Annotated in this window: 21 protein-coding genes and 2 pseudogenes; 12 read left to right on the forward strand and 11 right to left on the reverse strand. The window is 72.1% G+C overall.

Features of this window, described 5'->3' with window-relative positions:
* The first annotated feature begins 31 nt into the window (after window positions 1-31).
* From paaN to J5X75_RS34005, 7 genes and pseudogenes are all read left to right on the forward strand, one after another.
* On the forward strand, window positions 32-1,687 hold the full coding sequence (gene paaN, locus J5X75_RS33975; protein WP_208471728.1) for a phenylacetic acid degradation protein PaaN: 1,656 nt from the start codon (window positions 32-34) through the stop codon (window positions 1,685-1,687).
* 74 nt (window positions 1,688-1,761) lie between these two features.
* Window positions 1,762-2,589: pseudogene (gene paaA / locus J5X75_RS33980) on the forward strand (1,2-phenylacetyl-CoA epoxidase subunit PaaA); the annotation flags it as partial.
* 70 nt (window positions 2,590-2,659) lie between these two features.
* Entirely contained in the window at window positions 2,660-2,947 is a 288-nt protein-coding gene (gene paaB / locus J5X75_RS33985) for a 1,2-phenylacetyl-CoA epoxidase subunit PaaB (protein WP_208471729.1), read from the forward strand.
* A 10-nt stretch (window positions 2,948-2,957) separates the two neighbouring features.
* Window positions 2,958-3,842, forward strand: coding sequence for a 1,2-phenylacetyl-CoA epoxidase subunit PaaC (paaC, locus tag J5X75_RS33990; protein WP_208471730.1), 885 nt, complete (start codon window positions 2,958-2,960; stop codon window positions 3,840-3,842).
* A complete protein-coding gene (gene paaD / locus J5X75_RS33995) occupies window positions 3,839-4,333 on the forward strand; it encodes a 1,2-phenylacetyl-CoA epoxidase subunit PaaD (protein ID WP_307798441.1) in 495 nt (164 codons plus the stop codon). The genes paaC and paaD overlap by 4 nt, the downstream gene beginning before the upstream one ends.
* A 1-nt stretch (window position 4,334) precedes the next feature.
* Window positions 4,335-5,381, forward strand: a complete 1,047-nt coding sequence (gene paaE / locus J5X75_RS34000) for a 1,2-phenylacetyl-CoA epoxidase subunit PaaE (RefSeq protein WP_208471731.1) — start codon at window positions 4,335-4,337, stop codon at window positions 5,379-5,381.
* Window positions 5,382-5,423: 42 nt separating this feature from the next.
* The gene (locus J5X75_RS34005; protein WP_208471732.1) at window positions 5,424-5,942 is read left to right on the forward strand and encodes a GNAT family N-acetyltransferase; all 519 of its coding nucleotides are present in this window, start codon (window positions 5,424-5,426) and stop codon (window positions 5,940-5,942) included.
* A gap of 354 nt (window positions 5,943-6,296) precedes the next feature.
* Here the strand turns inward: J5X75_RS34005 and J5X75_RS34010 are convergent, their stop codons facing one another.
* The 5 genes from J5X75_RS34010 to J5X75_RS34030 all read right to left on the reverse strand — a co-directional run bounded on the left by J5X75_RS34010 (window position 6,297) and on the right by J5X75_RS34030 (window position 9,413).
* Window positions 6,297-6,773 carry a hypothetical protein gene (locus J5X75_RS34010; RefSeq protein WP_208471733.1) on the reverse strand — a complete coding sequence of 159 codons (477 nt, stop codon included), beginning with the start codon at window positions 6,771-6,773 and terminating at the stop codon, window positions 6,297-6,299.
* 44 nt (window positions 6,774-6,817) lie between these two features.
* Window positions 6,818-7,420, reverse strand: coding sequence for a class I SAM-dependent methyltransferase (locus J5X75_RS34015; RefSeq protein ID WP_238490444.1), 603 nt, complete (start codon window positions 7,418-7,420; stop codon window positions 6,818-6,820).
* Window positions 7,421-7,463: 43 nt separating this feature from the next.
* A complete protein-coding gene (locus J5X75_RS34020) occupies window positions 7,464-8,168 on the reverse strand; it encodes a TIGR03089 family protein (protein WP_208471735.1) in 705 nt (234 codons plus the stop codon).
* 63 nt (window positions 8,169-8,231) lie between these two features.
* Complete coding sequence (locus J5X75_RS34025) at window positions 8,232-8,513, reverse strand: peptidoglycan-binding protein (protein ID WP_208471736.1); 282 nt, start codon at window positions 8,511-8,513, stop codon at window positions 8,232-8,234.
* A gap of 366 nt (window positions 8,514-8,879) precedes the next feature.
* Complete coding sequence (locus J5X75_RS34030) at window positions 8,880-9,413, reverse strand: DUF732 domain-containing protein (protein ID WP_208471737.1); 534 nt, start codon at window positions 9,411-9,413, stop codon at window positions 8,880-8,882.
* Window positions 9,414-9,925: 512 nt separating this feature from the next.
* Between J5X75_RS34030 and J5X75_RS34035 the strand changes: the two genes are divergently transcribed.
* Window positions 9,926-10,798, forward strand: coding sequence for a S1C family serine protease (locus tag J5X75_RS34035; protein ID WP_208471738.1), 873 nt, complete (start codon window positions 9,926-9,928; stop codon window positions 10,796-10,798).
* A 91-nt stretch (window positions 10,799-10,889) separates the two neighbouring features.
* Here the strand turns inward: J5X75_RS34035 and J5X75_RS34040 are convergent.
* From J5X75_RS34040 to J5X75_RS34065, 6 genes and pseudogenes are all read right to left on the reverse strand, one after another.
* A pseudogene (locus J5X75_RS34040) lies at window positions 10,890-11,075 on the reverse strand (IS5/IS1182 family transposase); the annotation flags it as partial.
* A gap of 208 nt (window positions 11,076-11,283) precedes the next feature.
* Window positions 11,284-11,754, reverse strand: a complete 471-nt coding sequence (locus J5X75_RS34045; protein ID WP_208471739.1) for a hypothetical protein — start codon at window positions 11,752-11,754, stop codon at window positions 11,284-11,286.
* 508 nt (window positions 11,755-12,262) lie between these two features.
* Complete coding sequence (locus J5X75_RS34050) at window positions 12,263-13,753, reverse strand: ACT domain-containing protein (RefSeq protein ID WP_208471740.1); 1,491 nt, start codon at window positions 13,751-13,753, stop codon at window positions 12,263-12,265.
* 84 nt (window positions 13,754-13,837) lie between these two features.
* On the reverse strand, window positions 13,838-14,113 hold the full coding sequence (locus tag J5X75_RS34055) for a hypothetical protein (protein WP_208471741.1): 276 nt from the start codon (window positions 14,111-14,113) through the stop codon (window positions 13,838-13,840).
* Window positions 14,114-14,290: 177 nt separating this feature from the next.
* Window positions 14,291-14,731, reverse strand: coding sequence for a deaminase (locus tag J5X75_RS34060; RefSeq protein WP_208471742.1), 441 nt, complete (start codon window positions 14,729-14,731; stop codon window positions 14,291-14,293).
* An 82-nt stretch (window positions 14,732-14,813) separates the two neighbouring features.
* Window positions 14,814-15,305, reverse strand: coding sequence for a DUF1990 domain-containing protein (locus tag J5X75_RS34065; protein WP_208471743.1), 492 nt, complete (start codon window positions 15,303-15,305; stop codon window positions 14,814-14,816).
* A gap of 179 nt (window positions 15,306-15,484) precedes the next feature.
* Here J5X75_RS34065 and J5X75_RS34070 point away from each other — a divergent pair, with 179 nt between their 5' ends.
* From J5X75_RS34070 to J5X75_RS34085, 4 genes are all read left to right on the forward strand, one after another.
* Window positions 15,485-17,323, forward strand: a complete 1,839-nt coding sequence (locus J5X75_RS34070; protein ID WP_208471744.1) for a protein kinase domain-containing protein — start codon at window positions 15,485-15,487, stop codon at window positions 17,321-17,323.
* 2 nt (window positions 17,324-17,325) lie between these two features.
* Window positions 17,326-17,862, forward strand: coding sequence for a DUF6529 family protein (locus J5X75_RS34075; RefSeq protein ID WP_208471745.1), 537 nt, complete (start codon window positions 17,326-17,328; stop codon window positions 17,860-17,862).
* A 323-nt stretch (window positions 17,863-18,185) separates the two neighbouring features.
* Window positions 18,186-18,974 carry an SAM-dependent methyltransferase gene (locus J5X75_RS34080; RefSeq protein ID WP_208471746.1) on the forward strand — a complete coding sequence of 263 codons (789 nt, stop codon included), beginning with the start codon at window positions 18,186-18,188 and terminating at the stop codon, window positions 18,972-18,974.
* A 95-nt stretch (window positions 18,975-19,069) separates the two neighbouring features.
* Window positions 19,070-20,371, forward strand: coding sequence for a hypothetical protein (locus tag J5X75_RS34085; RefSeq protein ID WP_208471747.1), 1,302 nt, complete (start codon window positions 19,070-19,072; stop codon window positions 20,369-20,371).
* The last annotated feature ends 10 nt before the right edge of the window (window positions 20,372-20,381 follow it).

Genomic DNA, 20,381 nt, shown 5'->3' on the forward strand with positions numbered 1-20,381 from the left:
TTTACCGACCGATCGGGCGGTTAATGGAGGCATGACGAGTCCCGCTGAGCTCTACACCACCCACCGCGAGCTGCTGGACCGCGCGGTCACCGCGACCGCGGCGCGTGACTACTGGTCGGCCTATCCGGAGTCGCCCAGCAAGTCGGTCTACGGCGAGGAGGCCGCGCCCACCGGCGACCGGGCCTTCACCGGCCTGCTCGGCCAGCCCTTCCCGCTCGACGTGCCGGGCGCTGTGGGCAGCGTGTCCACCGAGCGCTCTCCCTATGGCATCGAGCTGGGGATCAGCTATCCGAAAGCCGACCCGCTCGCCCTGATCGCCGCCGCCCGGGCCGCCACCCCCGGCTGGCGCGCGGCCGGCCCCACCGGCCGGGCCGGCGTCGCCGCCGAGATCCTCAGCCGCCTGCACGCCCGGGTCTTCGAGCTGGCCCACGCCGTGCAGCACACCACCGGCCAGGCCTTCGTGATGGCCTTCCAGGCCGGCGGCACCCACGCGCTCGACCGCGGCCTGGAGGCCGTGGCGTGCGCGCTCGCCGCCACCACCCGGCTGCCGTCCGAGTCCCGCTGGACCAAGGGGCAGCTCGAGCTGGCCAAGACGGCCACCGTCACCGGGCGCGGCGTCGGCCTGGTCATCGGCTGCACCACCTTCCCGACGTGGAACGGATTCCCCGGCCTCTTCGCCAGCCTCGTCACCGGCAACCCGGTGATCGTCAAGCCGCACCCGGGCGCGGTCCTGCCGCTCGCCATCACCGTCCAGGTCTGCCGCGAGGTCCTCGCCGAGGCCGGCCTCAACCCCGACGTGGTGACCCTCGCCGCCGAGGAGCCCGGTGACGGCGTCGCCGCGACCCTGGCCACCCACCCCGACGTGCGGATCGTCGACTTCACCGGCTCCAGCGAGTTCGGCGACTGGCTGGAGGCGAATGCCCGGCAGGCCGTCGTCTACACCGAGAAGGCCGGGCTCAACACCGTCGTCCTCGACTCCACCGCCGACTACCAGGGCCTGCTGCGCAACCTGGCGTTCTCCCTCTCGCTGTACAGCGGCCAGATGTGCACCACCCCGCAGAACCTGCTGATCCCGCGCGACGGCATCGACACCGACGCCGGCCACCGCGACGTCGAGGAGTTCGCCGCCGACCTGGGCGCGGCCCTCGACAAGCTGCTCGGCGACCCGCGCCGGGCCGCCGGGACACTCGGGGCCATCGTCAACGACGGGGTGTTCGCGCGCCTCACCGAGGCGGGCACCGCCCCGGGCGTCGTGCACCCGTCCACCGCGATCGCCGACGAGCAGTTCCCCGGCGCGACCATCCGGACGCCGCTGGTGGCCCGGCTCGACGCGGCCGACGAGAAGACCTACACCCGGGAGTGGTTCGGGCCGGTCTCGTTCCTGATCACCACCGACTCGACCGAGCACAGCCTGCGGATCTTCACCGAAACCGTCCGGGCACACGGCGCCCTCAGCGCGCTCGTGCACTCCACCTCGCCCGCCGTGCTGGAGTCGGCCCGCGAGGCCGCGCTCGACGCCGGCGTGCACCTCTCGGAAAACCTGACCGGCGGCGTGTTCGTGAACCAGACGGCCGCGTTCAGCGACCTGCACGGCACCGGGGCGAACCCGGCGGCCACCGCCTCGCTGACCGACGACTGGTTCGTGGCCGGCCGGTTCTTCACCCTCCAGTCGCGGCGGCCGGTGTGAGCACCGTCGACTCTGCCCCCACCGGCTTCGACGAGGCCATCGCGCGCGATCAGCGGATCGAGCCGGCCGACGACATGCCGGAGGGCTACCGGCGCACGATGGTGCGGCAGATCGCCCAGCACGCGCACTCCGAGATCATCGGCATGCAGCCGGAAGGAGACTGGATCACCCGGGCGCCCACGCTGCGGCGCAAGGCGATCCTGCTCGCCAAGGTGCAGGACGAGGCGGGGCACGGGCTCTACCTCTACTCGGCGGCGGAGACGCTGGGCGCCGACCGTGGTGACCTGACCCGCCGGCTCATCGAGGGCCGGCAGAAATACTCGTCGATCTTCAACTATCCGACGCGGTCGTTCGCCGACGTCGGAGTGATCGGCTGGCTCGTCGACGGGGCGGCCATCTGCAATCAGGTGCCGCTCTGCCGTAGCTCGTACGGGCCGTACGCCCGCGCCATGATCCGCATCTGCAAGGAGGAGTCGTTCCATCAGCGGCAGGGATACGAGCTGCTCATGACGATGATGCGGGGCACGCCGGCCCAGCGGGAGATGGTGCAGGACGCCGTCGACCGCTGGTGGTGGCCGTCGCTGATGATGTTCGGCCCGCCGGACGCCGACTCACCCAACACGGCCCAGTCGATGGCTTGGAAGATCAAGCGGCACACCAACGACGAGCTGCGGCAACGGTTCGTCGACATGACCGTGCCGCAGGCTGAGGCGCTCGGTGTCACGCTGCCCGACCCCGACCTGCGGTGGAACCCCGAGCGCGGCCACCACGACTTCGGCCGGCCGGACTGGGACGAGTTGCGGCGGGTCATCTCCGGTGACGGGCCGATGAACGCACAACGGTTGCGGCGGCGGCGTGCGGCCGATGAGGACGGGGCGTGGGTCCGCGAGGCGGCGGCCGCGCCCCCCCCCCCCCCCCCCCCCCCCCCCCCCGGGCCACCTCCTCCGCCGCTTCGATCCTGGAGGGGGAGCGATGACCCGGCACGAGTGGCCGCTGTTCGAGGTGTTCGTGCGGGCGAAGCGCGGGCTCAACCACGTGCACGTGGGGTCGCTGCGGGCGGCCGATCACGAGATGGCGCTGCACCACGCCCGCGACCTCTACACCCGGCGCAACGAGGGCGTCAGCATCTGGGTCGTCCGGTCGGACGCGGTCGCCGCCAGCGATCCGGCCGACCGGGACGCGTTCTTCGAGCCCAGCGCCGACAAGGTGTACAGGCATCCCACCCACTACGCCATCCCCGACAACGTTCCGCACATCTGAGAGCCCGGACATGGCCTTCGACGACGCTTACCACGCGCTCACCGACCACGACGACGATGCCCGATGGGCCTACGGGACCGGCTTCGTCGACAAGCTCGCCGGGGTGCCCGGCGACCTGCCGGACGGGGTGGACCGAGCCGACCTCGCCGAGTACTGCCTGATGCTCGGCGACGACGCGCTCATCCTGTCCCACCGCCTCCAGCAGTGGGTGACCCGCGCCCCCGAGCTGGAGGACGAGCTGGCCCTCGCCAACATCGGCCTCGACCTGCTCGGCCAGGCCCGCCTGCTACTCACCCGGGCCGGCGTGGCCGAGGGCTGGGGCCGCGACGAGGACGACCTGGCGATGCGGCGCGACCCCTCCGGCTTCCGCAACGTCCGCCTCGCCGAACGCGCCGACGCCGACTTCGCCCACCTGGTGGCCCGGCTGTTCGCCCTGTCCACGTGGCGGCTCGCGCTGCTCGACCGGCTGACCGCCTCCCGCGACCCGATGCTCGCGGCGATCGCCGCCAAGGGCGTCAAGGAGGTCACCTACCACCGCGACTACGCGGCCCAGTGGGTGGTCCGGCTGGGCGACGGCACCCCGCTCTCCCACGACCGGATGCGGGCCGCGGTCGAGACCCTGGCCCCGCAACTGGCCGAGCTGTTCCTCTCCCACCCCACCGAGGCGCGGCTCGCCGAGGCGGGCGCCGCCGTGGACCCGGCCACGCTGGAGGCCGAGTTCACCCAGGTCTGGACGCACGTCCTCCAGACCGCGACCCTCACCGCACAGCCGGTTCCCTCCGGCGCCGCGGATGCGCAGCCGTCGGGGCGGGCCGGGGAGCACACGCCCGCGCTCGCCGAGATCCTGGACGAGATGCAAGGGGTGGCGCGATCGGTGCCCGGAGGTGCGTGGTGACCGGCACCGCGGCCGAGGTGGTCGGCGCCGTCACCGACCCGGAGCTCCCGATGCTCACGCTCGCCGAGCTCGGAGTGATCCGTGAGGTGCGGCAGGACGAGGACGGGGTGCTGGTGACGATCACGCCCACCTACTCGGGATGCCCGGCCATGGAGAGCATTCGGGCGGACATCCGAAGCGCTCTGCGGCAGGCCGGATTCGGGCGCGCCGAAGTGCGTACCGTGATCGCTCCTCCCTGGACCACCGACTGGATCAGCGCATCCGGGCGGCGCAAGCTCGCCGAGGCGGGCATCGCCCCGCCGGGGGCGGCACCCGTCCGAGCGACCGGACCGATTCCGATCAACCTGAGCCCGCGGCCGACCGCGGTCTCCTGCCCACGCTGCGGGCACACCGACACCGAGACACTCGCCGCGTTCGGTGCCACCGCCTGCCGTGAACTGCGGCGATGCCCGGCCTGCCGGGAACCCTTCGAGCACATGCGGGAGATCTGAGATGAGCGCCCTCGGATTCCACCCGCTGCGGGTCGCGGCCGTCGACCGGCTCTGCGACGACGCGGTCGCCGTCACCTTCGACGTGCCCGACGAGCTGGGGGAGCGGTTCCGGTTCCGGCCGGGGCAGTCCCTGACCGTGCATCGAGAGGGTGAGCGGCGGACGTACTCGATCTGTGCACCCGTGGGCGCCGCGCCGCGTATCGGGGTGCGTGAGGTGCCCGGCGGCCGCGTCTCGGCGTGGATCGTCCACCAGTTGCGGCCCGGTGACCTGGTCGAGGTCGCGCCGCCGTCCGGTACGTTCACCCCGGACCTGGAAGCCGGCGGCCGCCACGTGCTGATCGGCGCCGGATCCGGCATCACCCCGCTGCTGTCGATCGCGGCGTCGCTGCTGCGGCGGCCGGACACCGACGTCAGCCTGTTCTACGGCAACCGGCGCGCGGACACGGTGATGTTCGCCGAGGAGCTCGCCGACCTGAAGGACCTCCATCCGGACCGGCTGGAACTCGTCCACGTCCTCTCCCGGGAGCCACGGGAGACCGAGCTGTTCAGCGGCCGCCTCGACGCGGACCGGCTCCGGGCACTGCTGCCCGCGCTGATCGACGTGCCGGCGGTCGGGCACTGGTGGCTGTGCGGCCCGTTCGGCATGGTGACCGACGCGATCGAGGTGCTCAGCGAGTCGGGAGTGCCCGCCGCGCGGATCCACCGGGAGCTGTTCTGGGTGGACGAGGCGCCGCCCGCGCCGGTCCGCTCCGAGGACACCGCCCGGGGGCCGAGCCGCGAGGTCACCGTGATTCTGGACGGACGGTCCACGACGGTCGCCGTGCCCGAGGGCGTCACGCTGCTCGAAGGGGCGCAGACGGCCCGGCCGGACCTGCCGTTCGCCTGCAAGGGTGGGGTGTGCGGCACATGCCGGGCCCGGGTCACCGACGGCGAGGTGACGATGCGGCGCAACTTCGCGCTGGAGGAGGCGGAGGTCGCCGACGGGTTCGTGCTCACCTGCCAGAGCCTCGCCGAGTCACCGAAGGTAGTGATCGACTTCGATCAGTGAAATCGATTTCGGCAGGTGCACGGGTGCGGGCAGAATCACCGGATGCGAATCAGGGCGGCCCGGACCGGCGATCTCACCCGGTTGCAGGACATCGAGCGGGCGGCCGGCGAACCGTTCCGTGTCATCGGCATGACGGAGATCGCCGACGACGAACCGCCATCGATCGACCAACTGTCGGAGTATGTCGAGGCGGGCCGCGCGTGGGTGGCCACCGTCGCCGGTGGCGCTGACGTGCCGGTCGCCTACCTGATCGCCGACCTGATCGACGGCAACCTGCACATCGAGCAGGTGTCGGTGGATCCCGCCCACGCCCGGCAGGGCATCGGGCGGCGGCTGATCGAGCACGTCGCCGACTACGCGCGGGGCGCCGGCATGCCGGCGCTGACACTGACCACCTTCGTGGATGTTCCGTGGAACGCGCCGTACTACCGGCGGTGCGGCTTCGTCGACCTGGACGGGGACACGCTCACCGAGGGCCTCCGTGCGGTCCGCGACCACGAGGCGGCCATCGGCCTGGACCGCTGGCCCCGAGTCTGCATGCGCCGCGACCTCCGCGGCTGAGCGGCGCGCCGCCGTTCACCGTGCCCGTTGATGGCGCTTCGCGTCCGCGCCCACGGGGCTTCGTGTCCGCGGTGATTTTCCTTCGCGCGCGTGCCCATGGGCTTCGCGTCCGTGCCTATTGGGCTTCGGGCTGTGTTCATGGCGCTTTGCGTCCGCGTTCGTGGGGCTTCGTGTCCGGGTTCATCTTCCTTCGCGCCTGTGCTCATGGCGCTTCGCGTCCGTGCCTATTGGGCTTCGGGCTGTGTTCATGGCGCTTTGCGTCCGCGTTCGTGGGGCTTCGTGTCCGCGTTCATCTTCCTTCGCGCCCGTGCCCATGGGGTTTCGCGTCCGTGGGCTTCGGGTTTGCGGATGGCATCAGTCCAGCAGGTCGTAACGGTCCAGCGCGTCCGGTGTACGGCGGTGAGCTCCCAGACCGACGGTGTCGAATTCGTCGAAGCCGGCGTCCGGGCGTACACCCAGAGCGCGAAGCGCGCCGTTGATGTCCTCCACGGCCGCGACCCGCGCGCCGTCGTGGAAGACGCATGCCCACTGGTCACCTACGCCGCCGAAGTATTCGGTCATGATCACGGCGAACGGCGCCGGGCTCCGGCCGGTGACCGACGCGGCCAGATCGGCCAGCACGGCCTCCCGGGGGAAGATCGGCGGGAAATCATCGGGTACGTCGAGGAGCGTCCCGACCCGGCGAAGACGCTGCTGATAGGACGCGTAGGCGAGACTGATGTGGATCAGCCGCAGGTCATGACCGAGAGGCAGCCCCTCGACGTCCCACTCCCGGGCCGCGGCCTCGTCGAACGGCTCGGCGACCAGCAGCGCCGTGATCTGGTGTCCCATGCGCGGGACGCTAACAGCAGCGCCCCGCGACCTCCGAACCGAAATCAGGCCGGCAACTGGGCGAGCACGAAGATCTGGCTCTCCGCCGGGCCGCCGGGCGGGACGAACTCGACCGTCTCGATGCTGACCACGGTGAAGCCGTGCGCCTCGACGACCGCGGCCAAGTCGTCCTGCAGGTAGCCGGAGACGGTCACCGGCACGCCGAGGAACTCGAACGGAAGACTGTCACCGTCGAAGTTGACCATGCCGATAGCCAGGTAACCGCCCGGTTTCAGCCAGCCGGCGACGAGGTCGAGGCTCTTCTCGATCCGCTCCTTGGAGAGCATGAGCAGCGAGAAGAACGCGGTCGCCGCCTCGAACCGGCCGAAGTCGGCGGGCAGGTCGGCGAAGTCGGCGTGCACGAACTCGGCGGCGGGCACCTGCTCGCGGGCCACCCGCAGCATGCCCTCGGAAATGTCCACACCGACCACCTGGTGATCGGATTCGGTCAGCAGCTTGGCGGTGGGCACACCCGTGCCGCAGCCCAGGTCGAGCACCGCGGCGCCGGCCGGCAGCAGACCGGCGAGCCGCTGCACGAGCGCGATCTGAACGGGATTATGGCTGTGCTCGCCCTGATACTTCTCAGCGAGTTGATCGAAAACCTCCATGCGCGGACCGTACGGCAGCGGCATCCAATGTGGAAGCCGATCATCAGAGGAACCGGGTGACACCTTCGGCCATGATCCGGTCGTCCAGTCGGGACCGGTCCATGTTGGCGCACAACACGATCGACGCCCCGGCGGTCAGCGGCGCCATCAGCCAGATCAGCGGATCCTCGCAGGCCACCGTGTCGACCAGCACCCGATCCCCGGCCACGATGCCCCGCGCTCCGGCCACGGCGGCCGCGGCTGCGCCGTACTCCCCGAAGGTCGTGCCGTCGACCGTCGCCGTCTCACCCACCGCGACCCCGCCCGAAGGTGGTGGCGTGCCCAGATGGGACCGCGCCGCGGGCGGAAAGTCGCGATAGCCGGGCGGAACATCCGGGCTCGGCCCGCCACCGGGAGCCAGACCGAGCACGAACTGGTGCGGCGCGGGCGGCACATCCTCCAGCCAGCTGCCGACCCGGCGCCGCTCCACGAACGTCACGTCCAGAGCCGGCCCGGTGTCCGGATCCAGCCCGGCCGCGCCCCACCCGCGGAACGACACCTCGATTCCGGCCGCCCACGCCCCGAGCAGCACCGCCGCCGTCTGCCAGTGCGGCGGCAGCAGCACCCCGGCCCGGCTGCCGCGGCGCAGCCCGCACTCCCCGCTGAGCAGCGCGGCCGTCGCCGCGACCCAGACGCCCAGCTCGGCGGCGGTCAGCCCGGTACGCTCGCCGGTCGCGTCGTCGTAGTAGGTGATCAACTGGTCGCTCATCGCGCCTCACCCTAGCCACGCCGGAACCGCACCGGCATCACCCGACAGAGGCCTTCAGCCGAGTCAGGCGGCGCGGATCCGGGACAGTTCACGCGCCTCCGCGGCGTACCGGGTGAGGAGATGAACCGTCCGCGGGCCCGCCTCGCCGTCGACCGGAAGGCCGGTCCGGATCTGGAAGTAGCGGACCGCCTCGGCCAGTTGGGCGTCATCCGGGGAGATCCGGACGCCCAGGTCGGCGAAGAGCGCGCGCAGCACCTCCGGATCGGCCGGCGGGACCGGCTCGTTCCAGCCGATCAGACCGCCGACCGCGCTGCCGACCACGCTGAGCATTCCTCGTGCTGACATCGTGACCTCCCGGTGCGTCGTGATGAACCCAGCATCTCGGCGGGACCTGTGCCGAACATCTGCCTGCCGTCTTCAGGACCTGTGCGCGGCTACGACTTTCGGCCGATCCAGCCGTGAGGGGTAACGCGTCGTGACGCTGTTCGGAAGCGGGCAGCGCGCGGTAGGAGACGGCGGTTACTCCGGGTCAGGAAGAGCACCGGGCCATCTGGTCCAGCGGTTCGATCTGCTCGAACGGGCCGGTCGTTGATGAAGCCGAAACGCGGCGCCGAGTCGGCCCAACGGCCTGGCCCGGCGATCCTAGGACTGGCTCCGGCGATCCCAGCCTCTAGGACTGGCTTTGGGGATCCCAGCCTGGCTCCGGCGATCCTAGGACTGGCAGAGCGTCCTTCGGGCCAGTGTCACGAGACGGCGGGCGTCCACCGGTTCCAGACCGGATTCGGTCAGCTCGGCGGCTGCCTCGGCGCGGTCGTTGCCGGCCGCCAAGGACGAGCACGCCTGCCCGCCCAGCTCGGTGATCTCCTCGCTGCGCCGGTCCATCGCCACGGCGGGCAGTTCGCCGCGTACCGCGTCGAGGAACTCGTCGCCGATCACCGCCTGAGCCCCGTCATCCGTCTCCGGCGGCGTGCCGGTCACGGCGCCCGGGCTGCCCGGCGCGGCCACCGGACCGGTCGGGCCGATTCCGGTCCCCGCGCTGCCCACCGCGGCCACCGGGCCGGTCACGCTGGGTGCCGCGCCGATCGGTTCCGGGTCTTTCCATTCCGGTACGGGTGACGCGCCCACACAGCCGGAAAGCAACGGCACGACCGCCAGCACCACGAGCCCGGCCCTGCTCAGCGCCTTGTGCCCCACCGCATTCCGCCGTCGCGACGGGCTGGTGGGCTTGTTCGCGAGCTTGCTCATCGTGCCTCCCGGGGGTCGGCCGACCGGGGAGAGCGCAGTGCCGCCGCGGGCTCGTTGATGGTCGGACCGAAGGGCCGCCGTTCCACCGTCGGTCGCGGGCGCCCGATCCGTCCGCCTGTGAGTTTCGTGAAAGGAAGCTCGGAACTGTGCGAAACCGCAACGCCGACGGTCGACGATTCCGGCCGGTCCAGCCGGTCCGCCGGGCCGTCACCGAGCTGCGCCACCGAGGCGGGCCGGGTGCATGCGGCGACGGCGACGGGCGGTGTGGCCATCGTTTCCGACGTCGATCCGCAGGGCCGGACCGCGATGGCGGAACTCGCCGGGACCACCGTGGGGGGAGCGGGTGGGGCGCTCGGGGGAAGGTTGGGGAGCAGCATCCGGCCGACCCTAGACATCCGCGGCGCACATGCGAGCCGCCGCGCCGGGGCTACCCGGAAGGGCTACCGGGGCGTACAGCGAAGTCACAGACGGCTCACCGCTCCGAAACAAGATCGGAGCGGAACCTCGAGGGCATGACCGACCTGCTGAGCCGCCCCGCCCTGGACGACCGGACCCGTGACGCCGGCGAGCGCGTCGCCTACGACCTTCCGCCGACGGGTGTCCCGCCGGTGACGTGGGAAACGCCCAGGGATCCCCGCTGGCGGCGCCGGGTCGCGGGCGGCGCGGCGATCCTGGCCCTGATCGCCGGTGGGGGCGGCGGCGGCGCGTTGCTCGCCGAGCACTACCTGCGTGGCGGTTCCGCGCCGGCCTCCGCCGCGCCGACGACGATCGCCGAAACGGGGGACCTGGCGCCGATCGTGGCCCAGGTGCAGCCGAGCGTCGTGACCGTCCTCGTCGACAGCGCCCGCTCGTCGTCGCTGGGCTCCGGCGTGGTACTGAGCGCGGACGGTCTCATCCTGACCAACAACCACGTGGTGGCGGCGGACGGCGCGGTCAGCGTGCGCCTGTCGACCGGGCAGACCGCCCCGGCGCGGGTGATCGCCACCGACGCCACCCACGACCTGGCCCTGGTCCAGGCGGCGGGCCTGTCCGGTCTCACCCCGGTCACCTTCGCCACCGGCGACAGTGTGGCGGTCGGCGACACGGTGCTGGCCTTCGGCGCCCCGCTCGGCCTGGAGGGAACTGTCACCTCGGGCATCGTCTCCGCCCTCGACCGCAGCGTCGACACCGGCGGTGAGAAGCTCACCGGCCTGCTGCAGACCGACGCGGCGATCAACCAGGGCAACTCCGGCGGCGCGCTGGTCGACACCTCCGGCCGGGTGGTCGGCATCAACGTAGCGATCGCCACGGCCGGCGACAGCACCGGCAGTGTGGGCCTCGGCTTCGCGATCCCGGCCGGCACCGTCACCGCGGTGGTGTCCCAGCTCCAGGCCCAGGCCCGCTGACCTCTCCCGAACCGTCCGCCCGTGCTGGGCCGTGTCCGTTCTCCAATAGCGATGCACCGTGGCCGATCATGCCCTGTTGGTCGTGAGCTATCCAGGTAGGTGTTGCTTCGTCCGTCGTTCTGCGGCTGACGTTGCCGATCATTGCGATGTGGATCATGGCTTCGGAGCTGTCTGGGCGGGTCTCGTGGTCGCGGGCGAGCCTGCGGTGCGCCATCAGCCAGCCCAGGCCTCGCTCCACGATCCAGCGCCGTTTGACGACGGGGAAGCCGCCGGCTTCTGAATACGCAGCGCCCGTCGGGCGTCGGAGAAGTCGCTGGGGTACGCGCGGTGGGCGGTCACGGTCGGGACCTACCTGGACAGAGCCGAGGTTCGTCGCCACCGGCATGAACGGCGATTCACCGTCAGACTTGGCGCCCCCGGCAATGGGAGAATGGTCGAACACCGATGTGACCTCGCCGTATCGGATCGGGAAGCGGGCGTCCCGGTCAGTATCGGTCAAGTCCCACTTGTGCGAACTCGTCGATCTCGTAGCGAGCACGCACGCCGAGGGCGCGCAGCCCTTTGTTGATCGCCATGTCGTCGCGCGTGACCCAGGCGCGGGGCGGCCCGTCGTTCGAGGTGCTGGTCAGCCACGGCCCGAAGAGAACCTCACCGTTGCGCCAGGCGACGACGTCGTGCGTGCCGGTGCCGCCGAAGAACTCGGAGAACACGTACATCACGTCGCCGTCGGCGGACAGCTCCCGGGCCCACCGTTCGACGCCGACGCTCAGCTCGAAGAATCCGCCGCTGACTCGCCGGTCGCCGCCGTCATGCCCCAGCGCAGCGCGCGTCTCGCTGGTGATGTCGATGAACCAGAATCCCGCGACGTCCAGCGGTGTCGCCGTGGCACCGGCGGGCAGCGGCCCTTCGGGCGGCGTGGAGCCTTTGATGACGATCCCCTCGACCGTCCCTGCCATGTGGCGTTCTCCTCGGTCTGCGAAGCAAGATCATCGTATCCTCCGGCGGCCACCCTGCCGGAGTGCCCGGCGAGAACGCGCAGCCAGACCGGTTCAGTCAAGGGTGTGGATGCGAAGGGATCCTCAGTCCGCTGAGGACGGTAGGGCTCGCGTGACGACGTGGGTGGTCCGCATCATCGACCACGATCTTGCCCCAGCCTCTCGACTGCGTCTGCGTCTTCGGACTCGACCTGCCCCATGCCTTCGCCCACGATCTCGACCTCACCCGAGCCTTCTCGTGCGACCTCAGCCTCAACACCGGTAGAGCGATTCGCGGATGCTGATCGACCGGCGGGCCAGGACCCATCCGCGGTGGCTGCGGCGAACGCGGTGCGGATCACGATCCAGGCCCCGTCGTAGACCCGCGGGCCGTGAGCGCCGACGCCGCAATCCTGCTTCCCGCGGTCTGGACGAGATTGGGCTGAACCGGGCTGCGGACGTTGGGGTGTTGGTCAAGTGGGGGAGCCGGTCAGAAATCGCGCCACTTGTCGAACCAGTCCTCTGCGGTTGGGGTGGGGACACCGGCCCGCTCGGCCAAGCCGGCGAAAGCGTCTCCGGCCTCCTCGCGGCGCAGCGTGTCGACGATTTCCCATTTCTCGTCGACCTGGTTGATCGCCTCCACCAGGGTGCGCAGGATCGGCTCGGCGTCGGCGGGAGTGCGGGTGGCGGGCAGCCGGTCGACGGCCCGCAGCGCGGCGGCGAACGCCTTGCAGGCGGCGGCTCCGGCTTTCGGGTGGTCGTCGGCCCAGTCGCGGAACGGGTTGTCCATGTTGGCGGCCAGCCAGCTGTCCGACTTGGCGCCGGCCAGCGACAACCCCACCTCGGTACGCCGGAGGCGCGCCCGCAGTTCCTTGGCCACCGACCCGCGCAGGCCGTGGATGTCGAGGTGCCGCAGACCCGGCAGGTGGGTCAGCACATCGGCGTCCACCCCGTACGCGTCGACCATCTCCAGCAGCCGCAGCCCGGGCAGACCGGCGAGCGCCGCCGGGTCGTCGAGGCGGCCCGGCGCCGCGCCCCACTGCAGTCGTAGGGTGTGCATGTCGCGCAGGCCGGCCACGGTGGCGGCGGACAGCACGCCCGCGCCGGTCAGCGACACCTGCCGCACCCCGTCGAGCCCGGACGGCGCCGGCGTCGACGGGGTGACCAGGAAGAGCGCCAGTCTCAGCCAGCGGCCCCGGTCGGCGGCCCGGACCGTGCACGGCGACCCGGTCGGCCCCAGATCCAGGTGGTGCGCGCCGGCGGGCAACCGGATCTCCCGCAGTTGGTCACCGGAGGCCCGCAGGGACAGCACCGACGTCTCGCTGAGGTCGACCAGGGGCGGGGCGTCGACCCAGTGCACCCCGGTGACCAGCGGATGCCGGGCCAGCGCCGCGGTGAGCCCGCGATCAGGCCCGGACCAGGTGATCTGCGTGCAGCGGGGCAGCCGGTCGAGGACGCTCCAGTCGACCGGGCCGGATGCGGGCAGCGGGATGTCACCGGACCGCAGGTCGAGATGCCCGAGGGCGGTCGTCAGCGTGACCGGCCCGGCGCCCAGATCGGCGGTGACCGGCTCGGGCGGGCGCAAGGCCCGGTAGGCCGCCCGAACCGGCTCGGGAAGCCGCTCCCAGCGCCGCTGCCGGACCATGTCGGCGACCGGGGACTGCCAGCCGGAGAAGGCGGTGCCGCCGGCCGGGACACCGGGTGGCACCGGCAGATTGCCGATCCACTCGAGATCCGGCGGCATCGGATGGTTCTGCGGGAAGACCGAGATCTGCGCGATCCGGCCGGTCCAGCTGTGGTGGTCGAGGGCCACGAGGCCGGCGCCGCTGAGCTCGGCCAGCACGGGTGGCTGCGGCGAGGACCAGTCCAGCGCGTGCAGCGTCACATGCTCGCCGGTGATCTCGCTGATCTGGCAGGCGCCGTAGCCGCCGCCGGGCAGCGGGGTGACCGCCACGTCGCCGATCCGAAGCTGATCCGTCATGCCCGGCACGGTACCGGGCACCTCTGACACAACACGATCAGTAACCGCCGCGGATGAGTTCCGGGACCCTGCGGGAGCGGACCGTCAGAGGACCGCGCGGAACTCCGGCCAGTGGCCCCAGAACCGCTCGACCTCCTCGATCACGTTCTGCATGCCGGCCACGATGTCGCGCGGCACCGGTGTGCCGTCGTCCCAGGTGGGAGCACTTGGCAGGTAGTAGAGGCCGCCGCGCACACCCGGTTCGACGCCCAGTGTCAGCACATGCCCGTCCACCTCGAACTGCGTCGCGAAACGGCGGCTGCGCACGATCGCTCCGGAGTGGTGCAGGGCCTCCCGATGCTGCAGTTCCTGGACTGTCATGGTCCTCTCCTCACCGATTCTGGCCGTGAGCCTGGTAACAGTGAGTACGCATCGATGGGGTGCGGCGTTCAGCGCCGGACGGAAAAACTTACGCCCGGAAGCGGGCGACGGCCGGGACGGGCCGCCCGGCCGTAGCCGATCGGCGGAACCGTTCGCACCGCGTACCGATGAAGGGGGTCAAAGGGCGAGATGCGCGTTGGCCGCGCGTGCCGCCGCGGCGAACTCGGGCAGCTCGACCACCTCGATGCCGGCGGCGATCAGCAGCGCGACACCCTCGCAGGTCACGAAGAGATCGGGCTCACGCCAGGCGATGACCACCCGGGGGATCCCGGCCGCGATGATCAAGCTGGCGCAGGTGGCGTGCGGGCGGCTGGCGCGTTTCGAGCAGGGTTCCAATGTGCTGTACATGGTCGCGCCCCGCAGCCGGGCCCGGTCACCCACCCGGACCAGCGCGGACTCCTCGGCGTGCACCCGCGGATCGGAGTCGCGGGACCAGCCGCCGGCCAGCTCCCGGCCGTCCGGATCGACGATCACCGCCCCGACCGAGAACGCGGACGTCGACGCGGGACAGCGATGCGCCAGCTCGATCGCGTGGCTCATCCACCGGTGGTCGTCCATCCCGCTCCCCGTCACTCGGCTCCGACCAGCACCTTAGCGCCGTGACGTGGGCCTCTCCGCGGCGGCGTGGCGGCTGTGGCCGTCACCTTCCGGACAGGTCGCGCAGCGCGGAGACGTAGCGGTTGGTGACGTAGACCTGGATCAGGCCGGTCACCGGCCCGCCCAGCCGGGCGAGCAGCGTGGCCGGCCGGGAGAACGCGGTGATCCGGAAGCGGACCCGGCCGCTTCCGGTCAGATGGACGAGGAACGCCTCCTCGCCGCACTCGGGATGCCCGGGCAGCGTCCCGTAGGCGAACCCCTGCCGGTCCGGTAGGTCCACGCGGTAGATCACCCGGACCGGCGCGGCCACCCCGAACCGCAGCAGGACCGGCTGACCGGGGGTCGCCGGACCGGCCGCGGTGACGCCGATTCCGGCGGCCCGGTGCATTCGCCAATGCAGTAGCGCGGTGACGGCCCGGTCGAACGTCTCCCCTCCGGCGCCGATGTCGACGTCGCGGCGCACGTGTTTGTACCCGGCCGGCAGGACCGCCTCCCGGGTGGCGCCTACCTGCGTGTACGTGACCTTGGCGTTCATCAACATCATTGTTGTCCACATTGATCGACGTCATGTGCAGGTGTGAAGAAGATTGCGATGACCGCACGGCCCCGAGAACAATGTTCTGCATTGATGGGCGACGCCGTGAACCGGAAAAAGATCAACGTGGTTATGACAGTCGGTGGCGCATAGCCGATCTATGGGCAAGGGGTAACGGGATGGCCGGTCAGGAACCGCTCGGCAGGGAGTACCTGCTGCACGAGGAGATCGGCCGCGGCGCGATGGCGGTCGTGCGGCGGGCGACCAGCCGGCACGGCGGCGTGCCGCTGGCCGCGAAGCTCCTGCGCCCCGAACTCGCCGGGGACCGCCGTGTCCGGGAGCTGTTCCTCCGCGAGGAGGCGGCCCTGCGCGCCCTCGACCATCCGTCGATCGTGCGGCTGCGGGACCTGATCGTGGAGGGCGGCACCCTGGCCCTCGTCATGGAGTTCGTCGACGGTCCCCACCTGCGGCGCTACCTGTCGATGCGCGGCGGGCGGCTCACCCCCGGCGAAGTCGTCACGGTCGCCGCGCAGGTCGCCGCCGCGCTGGCCGCCGCACACGAGCACGGCGTCGTGCACCTCGACCTCAAACCGGAGAACATCCTGGTCCGCCGGGGATCCACGCCGCCGGAGATCCGGATCACCGACTTCGGGGTGGCGGTACTGCTCAACGACGCCGATCGGGGCGCGGCCGGCGGGACACCCGGGTACACCGCCCCGGAGATCTTCCAGGGTGCGGCGCCGACGCCGGCGGCCGACGTGTGGTCGCTCGGCGTGCTGCTGCTGGAGATGACCACCGGGCGGGCCACCGGGGATCCGTCGGCGCTGCCGGGGCCGCTCGGGCCGGTGGCACGCGACTGTCTGGCCGCCGATCCCCGGCGACGGCCGCCGGCCCGGCGGGTGGCGGCCTATCTGCGGCAGTTCGCGGTGGGTGCGTCTTTCGGGGGTACGGGTACGCGCCCCGCGCCGGCTCCGGTCCCCGGCTTCTCCGGGCCGCCGGGGCCGGCTACCGGCTTTTCCGGGCCGCCGGGGCCGGCCACCGGCTTTTCCGGGCCGCCGGGGCCGGTCGTGCCGGCCGCTGACCACGATCCCGAGCCGGCCACGCTGCCGCTCGGGTTCCCGCCGCCGCAACTGCCGCCGCCGCAGTTCCCGCCGCCCGCTCCGCCGCAGCCGCCGCGGGCCGCGTTCGTGACGCCGGGGCCGCCGGCCGCGCCCGGGCAGCGGGACACCATCGGCACCTGGGCGGGCCGGCTGCCCGGCACCGGGCCGTACGATCCGGCGCCCGCGCCACCGCGTGAGCCGTCCCGCTGGCGGCGGGGTCCGCTGATCACCCTGGCCGCCGCGGTGGTGGCCGCCGCCGTCATGGCCGGCGTCACCATGACCGCCAGCGCGGGGGAACGCTCCAGCCGCCTGGTCACCCAGGTCAGCGTGCCGCCGAAGGTGTCGCCGGTGGAGGCCACCGGCTCGCCCGCGCCGGCCGCGACCCTGCCGCCGACCACCGAGGTGGCCCTGCCGCCGCTGAACACGCCGAGCGCCGAGCGGCTGCGGGTCACGCTGGCCGGCAAGGTCGAGGACGACGCCGGCACGCTGGCCATCTCGATCCGGGACGGGGTGGCGATCGCCTACGTCTGCGACGGCGACCGGCTGGAGGTGTGGCTCAAGGGCACCGCCCAGAACGGCCTGCTCAACCTGACCGGTAAGAAGGAGAGCCGGATCACCGGCCTGTTCGACGCCCGCCGCGCGGCCGGTGAACTGACCGTCCAGGGCGCCACCCACCGCTTCGAGATCGGTGTGGTGCGCAAGCCGTCCGGGCTGTACCGGCTGGCCGGCCGGGTCGGCGGCGCCAGCGTCGACGGTGGCTGGATCGTCCTGGCCGACGGCACCCAGGTCGGCGTGCTGAGCCGGGCCGAGGTGCCCGGTCCGGCGCCGCGCCTGGACGTCGCCACCCGTACCACCACGATCGACGGCGAGACGGTCACCGGCACCAGCGTGGACGCCGAGACCGGAGAGGGTTTCTGACCGTGCCGACCGCGACGCCGTTGCGGCCCCGGGTGTGGCTCCCGCTGGTCGCCGGTGTCGGCGTCGCGGTCGTGCTGGGCGTCTACGGCCGCCTGCACGAGCCGGTCGGCACCGCCGACGTCGCCGGTTTCCTGCGCCTGCAGACCGCGAAGGTGTGGCTGGCGACCGGGGTCGGGATCCTCGCGTTCGTGCAGGTGGTCAGCGCCGCGGTGATCTACCGGACCCGGTCGGCGCCCGGGTGGGTCGCCGGTCTGCACCGATGGAACGGACGGCTCGCCCTGCTGCTGTCGGTGCCGGTCGCGGTGCACTGCCTCTACCGCTTCGGGTTGCGCTTCGACACACCCCGGGTGCTGGCCCACTCACTGTTCGGGTGCCTGTTCTACGGCGCGTTCGCGACGAAGATGCTGCTGCTCAGCCGGCCGGGCCGGGGCAGCGGGTGGGCGCTGCCGGTGGCCGGCGGGGTGGTACTCGCCGCGGTGGCCGGATTGTGGCTGACCTCCGCCCTGTGGTTCTTCACCACCATCGGCGTCAGCTGGTGAGCGACGGCCGGTCCAGCCCGGCCCGGATGGCCTCCCGGCGATGGGCCCTCGCCGGCCGGGCATCGTGAAGCCCGGTGCGCTTCCATGGTCCGGCTCCGCGCCTCGGTTCCGGCGATTTTCCGGTACGCGCGACGCCGTCCCCGTTCCGGTGGACCGTCCCGTCCGTGCGGCGCGGGCTCGCTGCCGGGTCCGGCCTGTGCCGCGCCCGCCGGGCTGAGATCGGTGCTTCCGCGGGCCTTCCCTCGCCCACTCTGCCGCCAGCCCCCGCCCATCGTGGTGGGCGACTATCCTGTGTGGATCATCGGTCGACGGCTGGAGGAGCTGTGGGCGAACCCCTGGACACCGGGCGTCCCCATCCCGCGCGGGTCTACGACGTCCTGCTGGGCGGCAAGGACAACTTCGCCGCCGACCGGGCCGCCGTGGCCGAAGGGCTGAAGGCCAACCCGAACGCGGCGACCGCGCCCCGGCAGAACCGGGCGTTCCTGCGCCGGACCGTGCGCTACCTGGCCGAGTCCGGGGTGCGGCAGTTCCTGGACATCGGCACGGGACTGCCCACCTCGCCGAACGTGCACGAGGTGGCGCAGGCGGTGAACCCGGCGGCCCGGATCGTCTACGCCGACAACGATCCGCTGGTTCTGGCGCACGCACGGGCACTGCTGACCAGCACGCCCGAGGGGCGCACCGCCTACGTGGACGCCGATCTCGAGGACGGCGCCGCCATCCTCGACGCGCCCGAGCTGCGGAACGTGCTGGATCTCGGCGAACCGGTCGCGGTGCTGATGTTCGCGCTGCTGCACTTCGTGGTGGACGACCACGATCCGTACGGCATCGTCGAGAAGCTGATGACCCGCCTGCCCAGTGGCAGCCATCTGGTGATCTCGCACATCACCGCCGATCATGATCCGGAGTCGTGGGCGCGGTTCACCGAGATCATGCGGCGGCAGGGGATCGACGCCCGGCTGCGCGGGCGGGCCGAGGTGGAGCGGTTCTTCACCGGCCTGGAGCTGGTCGACCCGGGTGTCGTGCCGATCCTGTCGTGGCGGCCGGAGGAGCCGACCGGATTCACCGACGCGCAGGTCGCCCTCTACGGCGGGGTGGGCCGGAAGCCCTGAGGCCGGGCATTCTCCGGATCGGGTTCGGGTCGGCGTACCCCGAATGGTGTTCTTCCGGGACCGGAGCGTGACGTCCGGCGGCGAGAGTGACCACCATGAATGCCGTTCGGGGGAAGGCGCTCGCCTGGTCGGGGCATCCGGTCACCGTGACCGCGCTGGTGCTGCTGGCCGTTAATGACCATGTTCTGAAAGCCGTGTGGCCGGGTTGGGTGACCGGGAAGCTCAGCGACGCGGCCGGGATGGTGCTGGCGCCGCCGCTGCTCGCGGCCGTGACCGGCCTCATCGCGCCACGCGCGGCGTTCCGGTGGGTCGCGCCCGGTGCGATTCTCACCGTGGGCGTCGGGTTTCTCCTGGTCAAGGCGACGGGGTACGGTGCTGAGCTCGCGTCTTCGGCATGGAGCGCGGTGACGCCGACGCTGATCCGGGCCGACCCCACCGATCTGCTGGCGCTGCCGTTCCTCGGGGTGGCGTGGTGGGTCGCGCGACGCCCGGTGCGGCCGGCTCCGCGCTGGTTGCGGGCGTTGCGGCTGGCCGTGTTCCTGCCGCTGGCGCTGGCCGGGGTGGCCGCGACGAGCCCGGCGCCGCACCCGATGGCGCAGACCGTGGCGGTCACCGACGGCGCCCTGTACCTCGGCTACGAGGAGGGCTACGGCACCGACTGGTCGGTCAGCCTCGACGGTGGTCTGACCTGGACGGACTCGGCCGAGGGGCCGGGGCCGATCCGGTCTCCCGGCTGCTCGGAGGCGGCCCCGGCGGTCTGTTACCGGGCGGTGCCGGGTGAGATCGGCGTAGCCAGCGGGCCGGCCGGCGGCCCCTGGACCGAGAGCTGGCGACTGTCCGATAAAGATCAGAAGCTGTTGGCCGAGACCTACCCGGACACCGAGGTCGGCGAGTTGCAGACCGTGTCGATCGGTGTGCTCGACGTCGACGGCGGGCACGTGGTCGCGGCGGCGAACGGCCGGGACGGGTTCGCCGTCCGGGCCGTGTCCGGGCAGTGGCAGCGGATCGGCTTCCCGGGCATGAGCTGGGACGAGGCGCCCGCCGAGCTGGCCGCCGCCGAGTCCGCGTCGACGTCGGCCCGTGTCCGGATCCTGGCGCTGCTCGGCGTGTACGCCGCCGGTTTGATCATCACGGTGGCCGGTGTCGTGGTCATCCGGCGCGCCGGCGGCAGCGGGCACTGGTGGTGGATGCTGGCCCCGCACCTGATGGTCGGTGTGGTGGTGCTGCCCTCGGCGCTGCTCGGCTACTACGACCGTGACTCGATCATGGCCATCGCGACGTGGGTGGCGCCGTTCCCGGTCGGCTTGGTGGCGCTGGTCTGCACGATCGTCGTGGTGATCGCCGCGCGGGCGCAGCGCCGGGAACAGCGGGCGACGACACCGGGCCGGTGGTACTGACCGATCGCCC

The sequence above is a fragment of the Actinoplanes flavus genome (assembly GCF_017592555.1).
Classification (GTDB): domain Bacteria; phylum Actinomycetota; class Actinomycetes; order Mycobacteriales; family Micromonosporaceae; genus Actinoplanes; species Actinoplanes flavus.

Coding starts and splice junctions, on each gene's coding strand:
- paaN (WP_208471728.1), top strand. CDS start 32: ATGACGAGTCCCGCTGAGCTCTACACCACCCACCGCGAGCTGCTGGAC.
- paaB (WP_208471729.1), top strand. CDS start 2,660: ATGACCCGGCACGAGTGGCCGCTGTTCGAGGTGTTCGTGCGGGCGAAG.
- paaC (WP_208471730.1), top strand. CDS start 2,958: ATGGCCTTCGACGACGCTTACCACGCGCTCACCGACCACGACGACGAT.
- paaE (WP_208471731.1), top strand. CDS start 4,335: ATGAGCGCCCTCGGATTCCACCCGCTGCGGGTCGCGGCCGTCGACCGG.
- J5X75_RS34005 (WP_208471732.1), top strand. CDS start 5,424: ATGCGAATCAGGGCGGCCCGGACCGGCGATCTCACCCGGTTGCAGGAC.
- J5X75_RS34010 (WP_208471733.1), bottom strand. CDS start 6,773: ATGGGACACCAGATCACGGCGCTGCTGGTCGCCGAGCCGTTCGACGAG.
- J5X75_RS34015 (WP_238490444.1), bottom strand. CDS start 7,420: ATGGAGGTTTTCGATCAACTCGCTGAGAAGTATCAGGGCGAGCACAGC.
- J5X75_RS34020 (WP_208471735.1), bottom strand. CDS start 8,168: ATGAGCGACCAGTTGATCACCTACTACGACGACGCGACCGGCGAGCGT.
- J5X75_RS34025 (WP_208471736.1), bottom strand. CDS start 8,513: ATGTCAGCACGAGGAATGCTCAGCGTGGTCGGCAGCGCGGTCGGCGGT.
- J5X75_RS34030 (WP_208471737.1), bottom strand. CDS start 9,413: ATGAGCAAGCTCGCGAACAAGCCCACCAGCCCGTCGCGACGGCGGAAT.
- J5X75_RS34035 (WP_208471738.1), top strand. CDS start 9,926: ATGACCGACCTGCTGAGCCGCCCCGCCCTGGACGACCGGACCCGTGAC.
- J5X75_RS34045 (WP_208471739.1), bottom strand. CDS start 11,754: ATGGCAGGGACGGTCGAGGGGATCGTCATCAAAGGCTCCACGCCGCCC.
- J5X75_RS34050 (WP_208471740.1), bottom strand. CDS start 13,753: ATGACGGATCAGCTTCGGATCGGCGACGTGGCGGTCACCCCGCTGCCC.
- J5X75_RS34055 (WP_208471741.1), bottom strand. CDS start 14,113: ATGACAGTCCAGGAACTGCAGCATCGGGAGGCCCTGCACCACTCCGGA.
- J5X75_RS34060 (WP_208471742.1), bottom strand. CDS start 14,731: ATGGACGACCACCGGTGGATGAGCCACGCGATCGAGCTGGCGCATCGC.
- J5X75_RS34065 (WP_208471743.1), bottom strand. CDS start 15,305: ATGAACGCCAAGGTCACGTACACGCAGGTAGGCGCCACCCGGGAGGCG.
- J5X75_RS34070 (WP_208471744.1), top strand. CDS start 15,485: ATGGCCGGTCAGGAACCGCTCGGCAGGGAGTACCTGCTGCACGAGGAG.
- J5X75_RS34085 (WP_208471747.1), top strand. CDS start 19,070: ATGAATGCCGTTCGGGGGAAGGCGCTCGCCTGGTCGGGGCATCCGGTC.